The sequence below is a fragment of the Sodalis endosymbiont of Henestaris halophilus genome, from assembly GCF_900161835.1.
GTDB lineage: Bacteria > Pseudomonadota > Gammaproteobacteria > Enterobacterales > Enterobacteriaceae.
In genome coordinates this window covers 1,279,665-1,300,595 of sequence record NZ_LT897836.1, presented here as the reverse complement: position 1 = coordinate 1,300,595, position 20,931 = coordinate 1,279,665, and the positions used below count along the sequence as shown (strand labels likewise).

Annotated in this window: 8 protein-coding genes; all 8 read left to right on the top strand. The window is 39.0% G+C overall.

Features of this window, described 5'->3' with window-relative positions; all coding sequences use genetic code 11:
* Window positions 1–2,692: 2,692 nt before the first annotated feature.
* The 8 genes from leuS (at window position 2,693) to lipA (ending at window position 15,657) form a co-directional block, all read left to right on the top strand.
* Window positions 2,693–5,275, top strand: coding sequence for a leucine--tRNA ligase (gene leuS, locus HBA_RS02800; RefSeq protein ID WP_097032497.1), 2,583 nt, complete (start codon window positions 2,693–2,695; stop codon window positions 5,273–5,275).
* 14 nt (window positions 5,276–5,289) lie between these two features.
* Window positions 5,290–5,811, top strand: coding sequence for an LPS assembly lipoprotein LptE (gene lptE, locus HBA_RS02795; RefSeq protein ID WP_097032496.1), 522 nt, complete (start codon window positions 5,290–5,292; stop codon window positions 5,809–5,811).
* A gap of 98 nt (window positions 5,812–5,909) precedes the next feature.
* Window positions 5,910–6,941: a DNA polymerase III subunit delta gene (holA, locus tag HBA_RS02790; protein WP_097032495.1), complete on the top strand. Its 1,032-nt coding sequence runs from the start codon at window positions 5,910–5,912 to the stop codon at window positions 6,939–6,941.
* A complete protein-coding gene (gene nadD / locus HBA_RS02785) occupies window positions 6,934–7,599 on the top strand; it encodes a nicotinate-nucleotide adenylyltransferase (protein WP_097032494.1) in 666 nt (221 codons plus the stop codon). The genes holA and nadD overlap by 8 nt, the downstream gene beginning before the upstream one ends.
* Window positions 7,600–8,602: 1,003 nt before the next feature.
* A complete protein-coding gene (mrdA, locus tag HBA_RS02780; protein ID WP_097032493.1) occupies window positions 8,603–10,510 on the top strand; it encodes a peptidoglycan DD-transpeptidase MrdA in 1,908 nt (635 codons plus the stop codon).
* A gap of 6 nt (window positions 10,511–10,516) precedes the next feature.
* A complete protein-coding gene (gene mrdB / locus HBA_RS02775; RefSeq protein ID WP_097032492.1) occupies window positions 10,517–11,629 on the top strand; it encodes a peptidoglycan glycosyltransferase MrdB in 1,113 nt (370 codons plus the stop codon).
* 2,220 nt (window positions 11,630–13,849) lie between these two features.
* Window positions 13,850–14,515: a lipoyl(octanoyl) transferase LipB gene (gene lipB / locus HBA_RS02770; RefSeq protein WP_097032491.1), complete on the top strand. Its 666-nt coding sequence runs from the start codon at window positions 13,850–13,852 to the stop codon at window positions 14,513–14,515.
* Window positions 14,516–14,691: 176 nt separating this feature from the next.
* Window positions 14,692–15,657, top strand: coding sequence for a lipoyl synthase (gene lipA / locus HBA_RS02765; protein ID WP_097032490.1), 966 nt, complete (start codon window positions 14,692–14,694; stop codon window positions 15,655–15,657).
* Window positions 15,658–20,931 lie beyond the last annotated feature (5,274 nt).

Sequence of the window (20,931 nt, the reverse complement as noted above, 5' to 3'; positions counted from 1 at the left end):
AGCCTATCAATGTCAAGCAGTATATACTGCGCAAATGCGATACTTTATTTAACATATTGATGTTCTATATTATATCTTGTCTCGAGATATCTAGCAAAAATAGTACGGAATAGGTTAGCATATTTATATATAAAGAATATAAATATAGATTTATTCATATTTTGATTTCATCAAATCCCCGTTTAAGTTAACTGACTATAAAGATGTAAACTAATAACGGTAAAGATTACCCCGCCTGATTGATTGCTTATAAAAGGCTTAAATAAACAAACTAAAACCATTTTCCGAAGCATAGCAATATGAGCTATGCATAAATTTTCACGATAGTGCTTGCTATTTTACCGATGTTTTTGTGTCAAAAGATTTTATCTGATAAAATAAATTGAAATCAAAATATACGTTTGTAGCAACTTTGCTTGATAACATAAATACTGGTTTAAGTTAATTATAGTGAATAATTCAGTTCACTATACCGTGTTGTATTGTTTCTAAGTTATTACTTTTATCATGACTACTAATTCTAGAGGATCCTCCGCATCTCGCACAATTGGTCATTGTTTGAGATTTAATATCTTTTGTATAGATTTGTTCTGCAATAAACACACTAATTATGTATTAATTAATTTTATATCTGTGGTAGTGATGTATACTGCTGCCGGTTTTCATGGCACTTGTTTAAGGATCTAATTAAGCTATATAGCTTAGTTTTTTTGTATTTTTAGGCTGTGTATCTGCGGCTATTGACGTAGCGTGTTTCTGTATTTTGTGTGTGCACTAGTACATTTTCTTAATTTAATATCTTAGACCATTAGAAGATGTTTTCGACTAGGTAAGTGCTTAACTACATTATGCATTGCCGCTCAACACCCGATCAAATTATCGTTTTGCTGATAATCTTTAGACATAATCAAACATTGTAAAATTAGTCGGTTTTTTATAACGCTGGTATGGTTAAGATGTATAATCAAGATGGCGGTGCAAACAAGTACCTTGCTGAACTATGTTCTTCCTGCGTCTACTAATCATTTACTACTATTATCATGGATATATATGCTCATGAAATTCGTGATTGTGTTGGTCATGCATAGTGTTAACGAACGTACTCTTGCCAAGGTAAATTATGAAGCATAGAATGAATAAATTCAACTAAAGTTTTTACAAATGCTCTTTTTGCACAAAATATATTATGGAGCGATCGTCAACAAGTAAATATCTGTCTCCATATTCGCAAAAAAATGCATTTTGCGCTTTCAAGCGTCTTTTTTTCAAAAATCATCCGCGTCGTTATTGTCAGTATCGGCTGTGGATAATCTTTTGCCCCCGCATGGACTAGCTAGGTATGTTCACTGTCAGTCTATATATTAATTAATACTGCCAGTAAATTTTCTGCTAAATAGTACGTTGCTGTTAACGCAAGTCGTAGTGCGACTTAGGAATATTTCTTGCTAGCTTACGTATTAAGCCTACTATTTGACTGCTATGTAAATAGCAATTGGTACTTGCTTGCCTGTTTGTTGTGTTTTGTTATTGACTTTAGTCTTGCCAAACTATTAAAACACTTAAAAAGATGGTGAGATAATTTTCTGTAATATTTAAAGTTATATTATTATTTTCAGATGAAAATTAATACGTTACCAAGTTGAATCAAGGATGATTGTAGTAGTTTTATATGTCCTTTAAATCTACGTTAAATCGATACTGATAAAAAATGTTAACGGTCTAGAGATTTATTATGCAAAAGGTGTATCTTGCGTTAACGCGTTAGTTTTAGCTATAAAAGCACTAATTTAATACCGATACTTAGTAAAATTAATATGGTATTGCAATATGTTAGCTGCTCTTCATTAATTGAAGATTTATCAGAGTATTAATTATTTAACGCTAGCGCAGATCAATGGTATGAATAGAGAGTATAAAACTAAGCTTTCGTTAAAAAGTATGCCCTGTAGCCTAAGTTTAATTTGGTAATGTACGTTCATATATTTCTATATGAACTATTCAACAGCTAGCAGAAGTTCTTAGCACCGATAGAGAGTTAGCTGTACATAGATCACCCCCCGGTGCCATGGAAGTGTAGATTGTCATGTTAGAGTTTATTCCAAAAGGAATAAACCATGATAGTTGTCATGAATAATATGGTTTTGTGTGCACAAAATAGCTAATCATTGCATATATCGTAATATGTCGGAACTTCCCAGCCTAAAAACTTTATATGTGATTATGTTACCAGCGCGGTAGAAATGTCCATTATACTTTGTCGTACCTTGTACCCGCAGAGGTACGTAATTAAAAAACTAGCTATGAAATTTATCAAAGAGTGAATTCGGTCAAGATGAGGAAGGTCTCTGGTTTGTAAAATGATAATCTATGATTAGATATCATTTTCTCACTCGGTTGCCCAAACTGACTACTTAGTTTCTAAGATAAGTGATGTGATTGATGATATTCAAATATTTTGTCTATGCTTTTTATTTGGCTTTGTGCGATCGATAACTTTCCCTCATTGTAGCCATCGATTTTTATTTCTAGGCAGATGTATCTCGCGTACTTTGAATATTGGCAAAACAGTTTAGCCGGTCGCTGAGTATTGTTGATTATATCATTGATAAGTTATACTACGGTTAGTATAGTGTTTTAATAGTTCCCCACTAGTACAAAAAACATTATATATTTTAATGAGTAAATAGTTGTCATGCAAGAGTTTTATAGACCGGAAGAAATAGAATCTACAGTCCAGCAGCACTGGTATAAAAACGATACATTTAGGGTAACTGAAGATCCTAATAAGGAAAAATTTTACTGCCTCTCCATGCTTCCTTATCCGTCCGGACGCTTACATATGGGGCATGTGCGCAATTACACGATCGGCGATGTAATATCTCGCTATCAGCGTATGCTTGGCAAAAACGTTCTGCAACCTATCGGCTGGGATGCGTTTGGTTTACCAGCCGAAGAAGCCGCGTTAAAAAATAATATTGCTCCGGCTCCATGGACTTATGCCAATATCAATTATATGAAGAGCCAGCTTAAATTGCTAGGTTTCGGCTACGATTGGCATCGTGAACTTACTACTTGCCGTCCTGAATATTACCGTTGGGAACAATGGTTTTTTACCCGCCTATATGAAAAAGGTATGGTGTATAAAAAAACTGCAACGGTAAACTGGTGCCCGCAAGACCATACTGTTCTAGCTAACGAACAGGTAATCGACGGTTGTTGCTGGCGATGCGATACTAAGGTAGAGCTTAAGGCAATACCTCAGTGGTTTTTAAAAATCACCGCCTACGCTGACGAATTACTATATGATCTGGATAAACTTGATCATTGGCCCGAAAAAGTGAAAACCATGCAGCGTAACTGGATCGGTCGTTCGGAAGGGATAGAAATTATCTTTCAAGTTGCTGATAGCCAAGAGATACTCAAGGTTTACACCTCTCGCCCGGATACTTTGATGGGCGTCACCTATGTCGCGATAGCGACTGATCATCCGCTTGCGTTGCAAGCGGAGTCGTCCAAGCAGGCTGTAGCCAATTTTATCCAGGAATGTCGTACTATCAATGTAGTGAAAGCGAACATAGACGTGATGCAACTAAAAGGAATAAATACCGGCCTGCAAGCACTACACCCATTAACCGGTGAAATGTTGCCGATTTGGATCGTAGATTTTTTGCGGATGGATTACGGTACTGGTGCTATTATGGCGGTACCGGGTCACGATCAGCGCGATTTTGATTTTGCCCGCAAATATAATTTGCCCGTTAAGCTAGTTATACTTAACGCTGATGGCAGCAAGCCGGAGATCAGCACTCAAGCTATGACCCACAAGGGGATGCTATTTAATTCTGGTGAATTCGATGGCCTAGATTTCCAAGCAGGATTTAATGCAATTGCTGATGTTTTAGTGGCGCGTGGCGTCGGCGAGCACAAAATAAACTATCGCCTACAAGATTGGGGAGTTTCTCGCCAACGATATTGGGGAGCGCCAATCCCGATGATGATGCTTGAAGATGGCACTCTAGTTACAACCCCAGAGGAACAATTGCCAGTTACCTTGCCTGAAAATGTAGTGATAAATGGCCTTGACAGTCCGCTGAAAGCTGATCTTAATTGGGCCAAAACCAGCTACCGAGGCCAACTAGCACTGCGTGAAACTGACACATTCGATACATTCATGGAATCCTCCTGGTATTACGCTCGCTATACCTGCCCGGATTACGATCGGGGCATGCTTGATCCTATTGCCGCAAATTATTGGCTGCCGGTAGATCAGTATGTTGGTGGCATCGAACACGCTATTATGCATCTAATGTATTTTCGTTTTTATCACAAGCTGCTGCGCGATGCTGGCTTGGTTACCTCCGATGAGCCGGCTAAGCGCTTACTGTGTCAAGGTATGGTATTAGCTGATGCTTTTTATTATCTTAACAACAGCGGTGAGCGTATTTGGGTACCTCCGGAGGAATTGAGTTTGGAGCGCGATGAGCGAGGACACCTCGTCAAAGCTACCGATTTCAAGGGTAATACTCTAGTTTACACCGGCATGAAAAAGATGTCAAAATCGAAGAATAACGGTATCGACCCGCAAGAGATGGTAGAAAAATACGGATCTGATACTGTGCGGTTGTTTGTAATGTTTGCCTCCCCCGCTGAAATGACACTAGAATGGCAAAATTCCGGTGTGGAAGGTGTTAATCGATTTTTGAAACGGGTGTGGAAAATAGTGTATGAGCATGTTCAGCTAGGTCCAGTAGATAGTCTGGACGTAGCGGTCTTGAACGCTGAACAACAATCGCAACGCCGCGAATTACATAAAACTATCGCTAAAGTGACTGATGATATCGGTCGCCGTCAGGCGTTTAATACCGCTATCGCCGCCATTATGGAGCTGATGAACAAGCTGGCACGTGCACCGCAGCTGGCTGAGCAGGATCGCGCCCTGAGGCAGGAAGCCCTAATGGCAGTAGTCCGCATGCTTTATCCGTTCACCCCTCATGTCTGCTTCGTGCTATGGTCAGAACTGGGAGGCGAAGGGGATATTGATAACGTTTCGTGGCCGGTTACTGACGAAACCGCTATAGTTGAATATGCTAAACTGATAGTCATTCAGGTCAATGGCAAGCTGCGCTGTAGAATTACAGTGCCTGCGGACGCAGACGAAGCATTGGTTCGTGAGCTCGCTTATAAGGAACATCTAGTCATGAAATACCTGAAAGGGACTTCGGTACGCAAGGTCATTTATGTGCCTGGTAAATTGCTTAACCTAGTAGTAGAGTGACAGAAGGAGGATTTGTGCTACATTGGACTCTAGCACTGATATTGACATTAGGTTTAGCGGTTATTACCACGACCAAAGGCAGCGGTAACCTGCGCGTTGCCATCACCCAGGTGCCCACAAAAATAAAAACCATAACACTGGATAGTTATGATCCTTACGGATCACTAACTCGTGCCGTACGCGCTGAGCTACGCTTTAAAGATTTAACGTTGCTTGACAAAGCCAAGGATAAGAATGATACACTGCCGTCGCTGCAGATTGTTAATTCTTCAGAAAGTCAGGTGCCCGCGGCGGTATTCCAGGACGGTAATACCGCCGAATATCAAATGAGACTAAGTGTGCAAGCACAGGTTTTGATGTCCGGAAAAGATTATTACCCGATAAACGTGAAAGTTTCTCGGGTGTTTTTTGATAACCCCCTAAAAGCGCTTGCGAAAAATGCAGAAAAAGAGCGCATAAGACAAGAATTGCGCCAGCAGGCGGCGCAGCAACTAGTCCGCAAATTGCTAATCATGCCATACCACCAAGGACGATGATAACGCGCTAAACACGAAATGAAAATAGCATTATTAGTAGTCACCATAGGTGTCAGCATTCTCAGGATTGTGTACTTAGTGTCACTAAGGACGGCTCTATGATACGGCTTAATGCTGGGCAGTTAGGTGCGCAGTTGCAAAAGTCATTGCACCCTTGTTATTTTTTATTTGGTAACGATCCGCTGATGCTGCAGGAAAGCGAAGATAGCATTCTCTACCAGGCACAGAAAGAACATTTCAATGAACATTTTAGCATCACACTAGATGCTCGTTCCGACTGGAACACAGTCTTCGGATTGTGTCAAACTGGTCATCTCTATGCTACTCGTCAGACGCTATTGCTTGTCCTGCCTGATGGCGTCATTCAAGCTGTAATGGGAGAAAAATTACTTCAATTGGCAGCATTGTTACATAAGGATTTGCTGCTGATACTACGCGGTATCAGCCTGACCCGCGTCTTGGAGAAGAGTCCCTGGTTTAAAGCTCTTAGTTCAGGGTCTGTATTGGTAAGCTGCGATACACCGGAACAGGAGCAGCTAGATCTCTGGGTAAAAAGGCGCGCCAAAAACATGAAGCTAACGCTGGATGATGCCGCCTGCCAAGTGCTATGCTATTGCTACGAGGGTAATTTACTAGCGCTGTCCCAGGCACTTGAACTATTATCGCTGATTTATCCCGACCGCAGTTTAACACTGCAGCGGGTCAAAGATGCGGTGAACAACGCCGCGCACTTTACCCCAATTCACTGGGTCGACGCTGTGCTTGCAGGAAAAAGTAGACGCGCAGCACGCATTCTACGTCAGTTACGGCTGGAAGCTGTGGATCCGTTGATATTACTACGCAGTATTCAGCGAGAAGTCCTTCAGTTGTTGAAGCTAAAACGTCAAATAACTGCTGCCCAGATGCGGTCGCTATTTGATCGCGATAAGGTCTCGCAGAATCGTCAACTGCTCTTGACTCAGGTGTTAGCGCGTATTGCCCTGCCGCAGTTGCGAGAAGCGTTAGCGTTAATCATCAAAATTGAATTAGCTCTGAAGCAAAATTATGGTGATCCCGTCTGGTCTGATCTGAACGCGTTAACTCTCTTGTTATGCGGCAAAATGTTTCCCTTGGTGATGCTTGATGTCTAAAAGCGCTCTAACTGCTTTCTACGGCGGTACCTTCGATCCTATCCACTACGGCCATTTGTGGTCCGTTATTTCACTAGCTCGCCTTGTTAACTTGCAGCAAGTGATCTTCTTACCGAACCACGTACCGCCGCACCAGATGCAGCCGGTAGCGGGAGCGCAGCAGCGTCTAACGATGGTGCGCCTAGCCATAGCGGAGCTACCAAACTCGTTGTTTACCATTGATGATCGTGAACTACGCCGATCAACGATATCCCGAACGTTAGATACTTTTCAAGATTTGCGTCATGAATATGGCCATGATGCACCTCTGGGCTTCATTATTGGTCAGGATTCGCTGCTTACCCTGCCTCAATGGTACTGCGGCCTAGCTTTGCCGGATTTTTGTCATCTGCTCGTTTGTGCTCGTCCAGGCTATGGTGATGAGCTAGACGATGAACGCAATAATTTTTGGTTCTCTAGCCGCCTCACCAGAGATCCGCAGAAATTGCATGAGCAGCCTGCAGGGCTAATCTATTGCGCGGAAACGCCGGAAATTTTCATTTCCTCCAGCGACATTCGGGCGCGTTATCGAGAAGGACGTGCCTGTAATGGTTTGATTCCGCCTTCCGTACAAGATTATATTAACAAACAAGGTTTATACAGTAATCATGCTATATGATATCATGATTATTGTATTTTGTTATGTCGTCTAATAACAGGGCAAGAACTATTCAAGTTCATGACTGGGGGGTAAATGTTGCGTTTAGCAGCTATTTCATTGATTAATTCGTCACCCGATTCCTGCATGCTTCGTGCAAGGAATACTCGAGGAGGCAATCTTTGCAAGATGTCAAGCTCAAATAGCTTGTTTTTGGCAAGCTTTATTATATAAATGCTAATATATTATTTTCTGCTTCGTGCACTACATGTTTAATATTATAGATCAGATGGTAATCTACAATATATAGATATATTTGTCCCCTGGGTTTTCATAGCTGAACATCAGGGGAGGATATCTTGTACGCTGCCTGTTAAATGTTGTTGCGACTTGTGGTAACAAAAAATGCCGTTAACTATATTTTTCCATCTGACCCATTTAATAATGCATGTGATGCAGAAAGAAATCGTCGAAGGTATTAGCTGAAAAATTCTGAAGATGATATTTTCAATCTACAGTTGATCGCTGTAGATATTAAATCTTAGAATGAGTGCGTCTTGTGGATGGGGTACACTATTGTTAGTGTTTTTTCTCAAGTAGCCCTTCAACCTGACCAAATTTTTGGTTTTTTTAAGAGTAAACAATGCGAATATCGCTCGTTTTATAGAAAAGGAAGTTAAACAAATGCTGGGCAGTAGCAAAAGATAACCAAATTTTTGATCGATGTTATCTGGGGTGCGATAATAAACCTCATGGGTTGCGCAACAGTTTTAATGCTGAAAGCAAGCGGATCGCTATGTTAATCACTTATAGGTAGGCCAATTTTGTGGTAGTCATCGCCTTTAAAGGTTAGCTGACCTGAGAGAAACTCTAGTTTCTATTCTCGTTAATTTTTTGACCGTATGCGCTGGTCATGTATGCTGTTCGCGGAGAACCTTTACGGGTGCGTATATCATCTCTATCAAGTACTCCCTTCACTGCAAGTGAAGTAGTGAAGATTATTACCATCAAATAATTTCGCTGAATGAAAATAAAATGTATTCGCTTTCGCAATTATTCAACTGAGTCGACGCTATTCTTGCGTCGTGCTGTTGTTGCTTTTGCTGGCATTATAATATTAACTAGTATACTTATCGTTAATATATACCAATTGCAAATTATTCGTTTCGAGGATTACTGCACTCGCTCCAATGAAAATCGTATTAAATTGGTTCCTATCGCGCCTAGTCGCGGCATTATATACGACCGCAATGGCATCCCGTTGGCACTAAATCGCACCATTTATCAGTTGGAGCTGGTACCGGAAAAAGTGGATAATGTATCCCAAACAATTGCTGCTCTACGCCCGATAGTCGATTTGACCAATGATGACATCTCTAATTTTGAAAAAGAGCGAAAACGTTACAGTAGCTTTGCCTCGTTACCACTTAAAGTTAATTTGACTGAAGTGCAACAAGCATGTTTTGCCGTTAATCAGTACAATTTCCCTGGCGTCGAAGTAAAGGGTTACCAACGTCGCTATTATCCTTACAACTCGGCTCTTACGCATGTTATCGGCTATGTATCGAAAATAAACGATCACGACGTAGAACGTTTGGAGAAAGAAGGAAGCCTATCAAACTATGCTGCTACTCATGATATCGGTAAGTTAGGTGTCGAACGCTACTATGAAAGAATTTTGCACGGTAAAGCCGGTTACGAAAAGGTTGAGGTCAATAACCGTGGCCAGGTGATTCGTCAACTGCACGAGCAGCCGCCGCAGGCGGGTAAGGATATTACCTTAACGTTGGATCTTAACTTGCAGCAATATATCGAAAAACTGCTAGTTGGTAGTCGTGCCGCAGTGGTTGTGGTAGATCCCCGCGACGGTGGCATACGTGCACTAGTGTCTAACCCAAGTTATGATCCAAACTTGTTTGTCGATGGTATTTCTAGGAATGAATACCAAATGTTATTGAAAGATGAAAACTGTCCTCTTATTAATCGTGCCACCCAGGGTTTGTACCCGCCCGCCTCCACTGTGAAACCCTATATCTCAGTCTCTGCGCTAACTCTTGGCGTAATCAATAAAAGCTTTTCACTATTTGATCCGGGCTGGTGGCAATTACCTGGTTCCGAAAAACGCTATCGTGACTGGAAGCGCTGGGGGCATGGTTGGTTAAACGTTACCCGTGCGCTGGAAGAATCAGCGGACACTTTCTTCTATCAAGTGGCATATGATATGGGCATTGACAGGCTTGCCGAATGGATGACTAAATTTGGCTATGGCAGATATACTGGTATCGATCTTTTAGAAGAACGCGTTGGTGTAATGCCGACCCGAGACTGGAAAATATCGCGGTTCAAAAAACCCTGGTACAAGGGAGATACTATTCCAGTTGGAATAGGCCAAGGCTATTGGATCTCTACGCCAGTGCAAATGTCAAAAGCATTAATGACACTAATTAACGATGGCTTAGTTCGTATGCCGCATTTACTAGAAAGCACGCGGGAAGATGACCGGCAGGTTCCTTACTGTCAACCAGAATATGAGCAAATCGGCGATCCTTATTCTGATTTCTGGAAAATTGCTAAAGACGGTATGTATGGCGTAGCCAACCGGCCGAACGGTACTGCGTATAAGAGTTTCGCCGACGCTCCTTACAAGGTTGCGGCTAAATCTGGTACTGCTCAGGTATATGGGCTGAAGGCGCACGAAACCTACAATGCCTATAAAATATCGGAACGTATGCGCGATCATAAGCTGATGACCGCCTTTGCCCCCTATAATAAACCCACCGTGAGCGTGGTAGTAATTCTAGAAAATGGAGGTATTGGTACGTCGATGGTCGGTACCATTACTCGTCAAATATTGGATCACATCTTTATGTGCCATAATGCCACATATTTACCGGCGGAATCGCCGATTGTGCCCGGCAACCATATTGATTAACTGATCATGACTAGTAATCAGCAACAAACATCCCTTTGGCACAAGCTGCATATTGACATGATGCTGCTTGTTTTTGTAACCCTACTGTTGGCCTACAGTGCCTTGGCAGTTTGGAGTGCCAGCGGCCAGGATATCAACATGATGATACGTAAGATTATCCAGATTGTTATAGGTCTGCTAGTAATGCTTGTTATGGCGCAGGTACCGCCAAGAGTTTATGATGCATGGGCGCCATATCTGTATATTTTTTGCGTATTTTTGTTGATACTGGTAGATTTCTTTGGTCAAATTAGTAAAGGCGCGCAGCGCTGGTTGGATCTGGGTTTTATTCGCTTCCAGCCATCGGAAATAGCCAAAATAACCGTACCGCTTATGATTGCGCGCTTTATTAATCGCGACAGTTGCCCGCCTTCTCTGAAAAATACTGCTATTGCGCTGGTGCTGATTTTCGTGCCCACGCGGTTAGTAGCCTCGCAACCTGATCTAGGCACCGCTATTCTTATTGCTGCGTCCGGTCTGTTCGTATTATTCTTGTCTGGGATGAGTTGGAAGCTAATTGCCGTGGCGATACTGCTATTAGCAGCATTTATCCCCGTATTGTGGTTGTTTTTAATGCATGATTACCAGCGTGACCGAATTATGATGCTACTAGATCCTAAAACCGATCCCCTTGGTGCTGGCTACCATATCATACAGTCGAAAATCGCTATCGGTTCTGGTGGTCTGTCTGGCAAAGGCTGGCTACATGGCACTCAGTCACAACTAGAGTTTTTACCAGAACGCCACACTGACTTTATTTTTGCAGTGTTGGGGGAGGAGCTAGGGCTTATCGGAGTCTTGGTGCTGCTTGCCCTCTACTTCGGGGTCATCATCCGAGGTTTAGTCATCGCAGCGCGAGCACAAAACACTTTTGGACGTGTCATGGCCGGCGGTTTAATGTTGATTTTATTTGTTTATGTGTTCGTGAATATAGGTATGGTTAGTGGCATTTTACCGGTGGTTGGCGTACCGTTGCCTCTGATAAGTTATGGCGGTTCTGCGTTTATTGTATTAATGGCGGGAGTTGGTATAGTAATGTCTATACATACTCATCGAAAAATGTTGTCTAAAAATTTATAAGATGTAGTGAAGAGAGGAGACTATGCCCAAAGTATGTTCTATCTGGCAGAAATCGCAGCTGTTTGTGCCGACTGCGTCTTATGATTACCACCCGTCGGTGGTAATTCACCAATGACTAAGTAAATCACAATCGTTAAGCATTATTTAGAACAGGTAATAATATTAGAGCCAAACGTTCTTTATCTTTCGGCATAACAGCGAAAGTATCTGTGCAATATATGGCAAAAACTTTGCAGACGATTGGATATTTCCAAAAACACCAAAATGAATAGTTAACCTTAATTGAGGTTTTGTTAAATAAATTGTAAGCCAATGTGAAACTATCCTGCGTGCAATCAGGTTTATTTTAGTTCTTTCAACAGGATTATTTTAAGTTACAATGATTACATACAAAAGTCTAACAACAGCTAGTATTTATCGCCGCAAAATAATTACCGCGATGAGGTGCCTCATGGACAACATCCTTTTCATGCTTAACCATAATTTATAGGCCGAACATTGAGAAGTCCACAATTAATATAATTAACTAAAACAATGTGATTTGTTTAAGATGCGCGGGCTATTATATTATCTAATGCGGTCTATTTCTAACATCTAGTATAGACGCGATACTAATTTAAATTATTATTATAGATCCCGTTATCCTAGCATGAAATATGTAAAGACACCCTGTACTGATTTAGTCGGTTGAACCTTGGTAAGGTTGTGTGTCATAAATATTATTTGCTATAAGTTTTGTATTAGATGTTAATCTAAAGATTATAATTCTTGTGGTTCCGCAAAATTTTAAATACTATATTTCTTATCAATTAAATTTCCGATATAATCCAGATAATAATAAATATCGCTGCTTACTTATCTCCCTTCAGCTAATCTAACCACAATTAAAACCAGTTATGTGATTGGTTAAGTCATCAAAACTAGCAAGATCATTCCGAATGATATATTTTTTGTAAAAACCTCAAGATCAGGATAATTTGATATCCTAATACTTTTGGTAATACTTCTAACATTTGGCGATTGTGTGTCTGTATCGTAACTTAATCGTAGTGTGAATTTACAGTCAAGAAATAACACTTGCATGGCAATAGGGAATTTTACATAGCCGATAGGAAAGATGCATTTATCGGGTTAATGAATGATAATGTCATCGCGTTTCGTAGTGGGCTGTAACATACTCATTTTAAAGCTCATACACAGTTTGGAAGCATCAAATAATTTAGCTATGCCGGACGCGGGATATTGCTGCAATTACAAATAATAAGGTGCTAATTCGCGACGTGCGAAACTAATATACAACTTATAAATACAAATACTGTACTTTTAACAAGATTTTCCAGATGAACCGTAACGTCCTACTGTGGATAGTAATTATGAATATCGATGTCATTAAATCTGTAGTCGTCCCGAATCTGTTGGCTACAATCTAGTCGCTTTAGTTACAGAAGTTAAGATGTGCTTGATGTCCGCGGTACCACGCGAAGAAGATTTTATTCAATGACATCAAGATTTTTTAAATTGTGTTGCTGTTAAAAGCTGATAAATAGTGCGCCACCAAGCTTGTGTTAGTTTTGTAAGACTTGTAATTTTAAGCCAAGTGTGGAACAACAATTTTTATCTAATCATTTATTGTGGTTAGATGAAGGATATGAAACTAGAAATACGCTAAATCATCAAAAACTACGCGCACTACTGATAAAATTAGTGGGTCAGTGTTATTAATTGATAACTGCAAAGTAAAACTATAGAGCAACTCCTGTTGGCGTCGTGTTTAACTAAGTAAAAGACAATAATTTCTTCAATTGCATGGTCGATTAAGGCAATATTATACTGCATTATTGGTTTAGTTAATCCTTTTATAGATTGTGAGGGGTAGATTCTGTACCTTTATGATGACCCATTGTAGTTTGTTATACTGCCTCGGTGAGTTGTTGTTCTAAAGGACGTACGATAACCAAACTAACCAAATTGCTCAATTTACCTTGTTTGTTTACCTATAAAGTCATAAGTATTGTTCATCCGGAATTGGTAGATTTAAGTACTAACAGTAATGCAGCGCCACGTTTCTGGTGGTTATTAGCCGCAATTTAAACCCAGCAACAAAGGGCATTAGCACATTTGATTGCGAATCATTATTGCTACCTATGTGGAGCACATAGAAACACTATACGAAAAGTTAGGTATAATAAATATTATACATATAATGCTTTAAGACGGGAGATGATCGTGTCAGACAATCTGGTTATCCGCCAGCTCGGTCTGCAGCCTTATGAGCAAGTGTCTCGGGCGATGCAACTCTTTACCAATGATCGTGATGCTGCTAGCTTCGACGAAATTTGGCTGGTGCAACACCCGCAGGTATTTACCCAAGGCCATTCCGGTAAGATCGAACATTTGCTGCATCCGGGTGATATCCCGGTCATTCAAAGCGATCGCGGGGGTCAAGTGACCTTGCACGGTCCAGGGCAACAGGTAATGTATGTTTTACTGAACCTGCGTCGGCGCCTGCTTGGGGCGCGCGACTTAGTTACTCTGCTAGAGAGTACGGTTATTTCTACTCTTGCGCGCTTCAATATTTCTGCTTACTCCCGCGCTTCCGCGCCTGGAGTGTACGTGGGAGCTAATAAAATTTGTTCGCTAGGATTACGTATCCGCAAAGGCTGTTCCTTCCACGGATTGGCATTAAACGTGACAATGGATTTATCGCCTTTTTTGCGCATAAACCCCTGTGGTTATATCGGTCTTCGTATGACACAGGTAAGCGATCTATCGCCGGGTACTAGTATTGACGATGTTGCTTCAGTTCTTATCGAGGAATGCCTGCGGCTATTAAATGCCACGGGCAGCGAGACACAAGGTTGGGATCCGGCGCACTACGGTGCCTGAATCGTGGCAGAACGCTATATGCTAGCACCATAGCGCTCCATGTTATTTTATATTTATTAGCAATAAACAACATGTTTAAACTGATAATTTTTACACTCACTTTTCATGCTAGTATGACAGACTGACTTTATTTACTATTACAAGGCTGTAGACTTAGGAACTGGACGTGCATTATTATGAATAAGCCAACACAAATGAAACGCGGCGTTAAATATCGTCATCTTGATAAGATGACTTTAATTCCCATCAAAAATATCGCGGTGAAATTGCAGGACAGTTTACACAAACCTTCTTGGATAAAAATCAAACTGCCTGTCGACTCAAGTCGTATTCAGAGCATCAAGGCCGTTATGCGTAAAAACGGCTTGCACTCAGTGTGTGAGGAAGCATCTTGCCCGAATCTAGCAGAATGTTTTAACCACGGGACAGTTACCTTTATGATCTTAGGAGAGATTTGCACCCGTAGTTGCCCATTTTGTGACGTATCGCACGGCCGTCCTGTTATTCCAGACGCTAACGAGCCTGAGAAATTAGCGCAAACTATCGCTGATATGGGGCTGTGCTACGTTGTGGTGACCTCTGTAGATCGAGATGATTTGCGCGATGGCGGCGCCCAACATTTTGTTGATTGTATTCGAAAAATACGTTCCAAAAATCCCGATATACGCATTGAAATTCTGGTACCAGACTTTCGCGGTCGTATGGATTGTGCGCTAGATATCATTAATGCCGCGCCGCCCGATGTTTTTAACCACAATTTAGAAAACGTGCCACGTCTTTATCGCCAAGTACGCCCCGGCGCCAATTATAATTTGTCGCTCAAGCTGCTTGAGAATTTCAAGGCTGCTAATCCTCACCTCCCAACAAAATCAGGTCTTATGGTCGGACTAGGAGAAACCAACGCTGAAATCATTGAAGTGATGCGCGATCTGCGGCGGCGTGATGTCACGATGTTTACGTTGGGGCAATATCTGCAACCTAGCCGTCATCATTTGCCGGTTCAACGCTATGTTAGTCCGCAAGAGTTTGATAAAATAAGAAAACAAGCTCTGGCGATGGGTTTTACCCACGCTGCTTGCGGGCCATTCGTGCGCTCTTCCTATCATGCGGACTTGCAGTTAAAGGGATTCGAAGTGAAATAATCCCTATGCTTTAAATTTGGGTTTTGTGGTAACCTTAAACTTAACATTTAAGTTTAAGGTGTTGCACTCACCTGTAATTTTTTTATATTATTTCGCTAATAAAGTATTTATTACTGAATGTAAACTCGAAAAGCCAAACTTAGTTGTCAATCAACATCATATCGATTAATATACAGCTGATTTATAAACATCAATCTTACGGCTATTAAGCTTCTTGGCCAAAAAACTCCGGTTATTACGGTAAACAGTATGTAGGAATTTAACCAGATTTATTATTTATGTTTGATCAGGTTGCCGTATAAACATGAAGAAGAGGAAATTACGTTTTGAAATAAAATAACATCTTAACAAGGCCTGAAACTCTTAATGTCGTATTTATTCGACGAGTTGTAACCAGCGTTAAATTTATAACGCAACAACTCAGTTAACATCTCTATGTTAGACATTTATGTTGATCAAAGTAATTAATACTTATGGCATTATTATTCTGCCAAATCTAATGCTTAGCCAGGCATTAAAATGCAGTCTGATATATGGGGATAAAATGTATTTATCTGCAATCTATTGCTAGTAAGAGCGATGTTAATCTTTCTGGCTCGGGTGCTTAGTAAAAGTGTTTTAGATGACCTAGTGGCTGCGTAGCTTACTTCTAGTTTGATTTTTCTAAACGTGATTAAAGAAAGTTACTTATACTAGCTGTAAGTAACGGTTTAATGTTATGCTGATATCTAATAATGCAGAGCACAAGCTGTCAAGCAAGGCAAATGTGGTATATTAGTCAATACGTTTTTAGGCTTCTGCAGAAAAGAGATGAAGAGACTCAATGAGAGTCTGTTAATAGCTTTATGAAGCTAAATTCACGATAATGTATTATATCACTAGATTATAAACAACACTTAGGGTATTACAGCACTATCAGATTATATTAGCATAATAAAGATTTAACGCCCCTAAATAAATCATAACTTTTGTGCCAGTGAAGTTTTAATTTAGCGCATCAAGAACTAAGATTATAAAAAAATAACCCTTTAAATGGTATTTAATCTGTTTTAATTAACTTAGAAAAGATAGGATCCTTTAATAAGGATGTAACTCACTAAGTGAGTTGGTACACAATTAATATAAATATTAAAAATATTTATATTAAAATCATATTTCTTTTGGGTGTACTTAGGCTCATATATGGTGCGTGGATAGGTGGGGTATTTGAAATACTAGCGATAATTTTAATTAATCAGATGATTATGCGAACAATATGTTTTATCTTTTAATTACAGAAAAAACTCATTCGATTTTTTATATAGCCGTTAATGATAAATAATCTCTGCTGCAGTTTACGTAAGGCGGCGTGAATATCTATGATATTATTTCCCCCTTCCCCACAATCCAAGTCTGCGGGAAACCGATAATGTTTAATGCACGGAGTGAGTGCAAGAAAATAAACAGGTTTGGCACTTGGGTGTACACAGTTAAATGAGTCTGAATAATATTAACAATACTTCAATCTGTATTAAAAATCGTTAATATTGATTATTGTTAGGGATCCACGAAACACACTAGATTTTCTATCATAAAGATCCAGGCGGTGTCAGCATCATGTTTAGTCATAGATATTATTACACGTTACAAAAATAAGCCGCAGAACGTGTTAAAATATAGCGATCTCGCATCGCTAAGGAAACGATCTAACCTGGTAGTAGTGTTAGTTGCATAGATAAATGCGGCGTCAGTAAAAATATTTGCAGGTCAATAACTGATAGTCAATTAGACATATTTCAGCTATCTAACAAAGCGATGGCCGGTTAAGGTTACAACTTCTCACAAAAAATGTTGGGTATAAATACGTTGTATCATCAGAATCTTTTAAAAATATGCTGCTTCAGCAACTTTATCGTGTGGAGAAAAAGAAAAACGAAGCTATTGTCTAGATTATCTTGGGAAATACTACAATTATATAACTGCAATGGTTATAATAAAACGTTAATTTACATATCATCTGGTCTAAATTGTGCAATGCTGTCCTTTCTTCGGTGAAGAGCTATAGCGTAATAATATAAAAAAGTAATGGCTGTGTCCGTATACTAAGCTGCATATGAGTTAGTATTCAATCGCATAAGGTGCTTATCAGCTACGCGGTTGTATCTATTTTGATAATCAGTTTGTATAAAAAAACTAGACGTTTTGCAAAAACGGTGGCCGAATATCATTCGGATAAGTTAACTAATCTCTTATTAATATTTAGTGATATAACTTCAATAAGAAAAATACATTATTTTCTTAGACTAAATGATAACATTAATACATTATAACTAGCTAATACTAGAGATTAGTTCGTTACCGATTGCAGGTTGCGCTATGTTGATCGTTTATTTCCCAGCAAAAATAATGTAGTGTTTAGCTCTATGGCGCAGTAACAACGCTGTCGGAGGCGTTACGTATAAAAAACTGGATGGTAATTATAATGTAGCTAATATAGCTTATATAATTCATGGCAATTTAGTCTACTGATCACCTTAACTTCTCATCGGTTGTTTAAAAGTTTTTTAATTCATCAGTTATTCTTAGAACTATTAGGTTTAACCGAGACCAGGTAGTGTGGTATGCATTAGGTATTCATGAAAGTAAGTAATTTACTTATTTTAAGATTTTTTTACCATTGGTGCTTAAAGATATCTGTTTCTCATTGTTTCATATATTAAATGCTCCGGGGATATGTTATGGTCTTCGCTACAGTGATCACTCGGTTGGTTTCCTTAGCTATGGTATATCTACAACCCTTTTTCACACGTAGAGTTAGCATAGCTATCTGTAATTTTGTATTATGTTTCTTCATATAAACAAGATGTCTCTTAAAGACAAAGTAAAATATTTACCTTGTTCTGTAAGGTATTTGATAAATAAAAATAAGATGTCTTGTGATGGTTTGATTTGTACGTAACACAATGGTTTTAGCTTCTTTCCTGTATCGCCTTTTAAAATAGTTTAGTCGCATTATCGCGTGAGAATGACTATCAATCGATATTGATTTTATTTCTTTAAAATTCTGTGGCCTAGCCATAGTACTATGCTGGTCTATAACATCCTTACTTATCGGCTTTATAACAATAAACAAAGGGAGCTTATCCAAGTTTAGTAGTGTCTATGTTGTAATAACGCCATGTTTAATAAAAGATTGCGCGGCACTAAGTCTGCCTTAAAGCAGAGGCAAGAGGGAATAGTACAGTTTGTATTGTACAACTATTACGGCTAAATCGCCATATTTTATTCGAACGTACTCATACCTTTGCTCATAGCAATACATCTTTGCGTACATCAAGATGTATACTAAGTCGGCGGTAATTTTCCTAAATTATTAGATTACGATGCATTTTCTTATAACCAGTAATTAACTGATAATATTACTTTTATTAGCATGTATATTTATTTTCTGACGATGAAAAGGTATTGAACCAGGAAACCTAGCTGAATATTAATATAAATTATTATTTAATGTTGAAAAGCCACCCGCAATATGTGAGCTATAATCAATTTTAACTAAACAAAGATGGCAACAAAGCATACTAATAATTACACGCTAGTATCGTTGGTTGTAAAATTAATTAACCTAACGCTGGAGATAACAGGTTTAAGATATACCTGGCGGCCATGAGCAATGTTTGGTTTGAATAAAAAGCCTCCGGGTTTTATTCACTACTAGCTATTTTTTAAAATACTAGCGCTCTACTTTTAAACATCGTGCCATTGCGTTTTTTCGATTACTACGTATATCAATGATATTTACATTTTTGTTAGCGGACTAGCATGTTTAAGACAACACATCAGTAGTGCACATCACTGTTTTGTCATGTATTTGAAAAATTGGCCGCTGAATCAGTATATATCATATACGCATGAGTGTGGGGCACTGAGATAAGTTACTTACTCTTAAGTCTTATGTTAACCTAAAATTCTTTATATTATAGATAGACCAACGAGCAAAGCATTTACTACTGATTTAACTCTCAAAATCTAAATCAATCCTCTATCAACATTACATACTGATTATGAGTATGCAGATAAAAAAGATTTTTTATTTTGTTAGCAAGGTGTTTAGCGAAGTTTCTCGCAGTCATGAATAAGCTATAGAAAGATCGTAAAAATTTTAAAAATTCTACGACATTTCGTTAGGATAATAATTGTAAAATAACTATAAATCTTATTTAACATGCATTTTGCTACAATGAAGATTCGAAGCTAACACGTGAAAAAGTATGGCTCGTAAGAAAAAATAATATCTATGTATAAAATTGCTCTATCTTGCTACAATAATCTTATAAACGGCAAAGGGAAGTTAACGTTCTGATCTTGGTAGTGAAGTATTATCTAAATAAAAGATAAAAATAAAAGCCAAGTAGCATAATTTTATGCACTAGATTTGCTAATAATTCAGAAGTGAGTGTTTTAAACTTTGCACACTGAGATTAGCCACCAGTATACTGTCGGTAATAGTTTATTAACTATGTCAGTTGTAGTATCTTCTTTTAAATAAGCTTAATTATACGTGATTATCTTAGACAATCTCAGTTATTGATGCTTGATCGCTCATCATATCTAGATAGAATTTTTGTTCTTTAACATACTGCTATAGTTAGATATATACGACAGCATCAGTATTTATATCACGATATTCTATAAAATATGATAACATAGAACGATTTTTCTAATTATTATTGATTGTAGCTAATTTATACAATAATTTGTATGCAGATGCTGCATACAAGCTAGGTATGCATCTTGCGCCACCATTATTTTACCACTAAGTTCTATCAGCCGTTAGAGGTAATAAAAGAAGTTACTTGTTTCTTAATTACTAAAATATCGTTAGTAACATAAGATTTTTTTTAAAGATCTAATTAGAAGCAATGCGGTTTTAGTGCGTAATTATTTGGAATCGACGGTCAGGTCTGGCAAAACTTAAATATAGTAATTTTACGACAACCGGGAAACATTGCTGCATAAAGATGTCACTGCCTAGAAATAGAAAGAGTTTTAATGTAATACCAGCCAAGTCTGGCTACTTAACAACTCTTTTTGTTCGAGGTGCTACAGAATGCGATAAAGTATGGTATTCTGTAGCTTATCCGGTGTACATTGAAGCTAGCACATTATAATTAGGAAGATACTGAAAATGGGCTACGTGTTCCAGCATAATCTACTAAGATATTTTGATGATTTCCGCGCTCATTTCATTTATTTTTCAATGTTAGATGCTCGTATATCGCAACATGCCTGAGT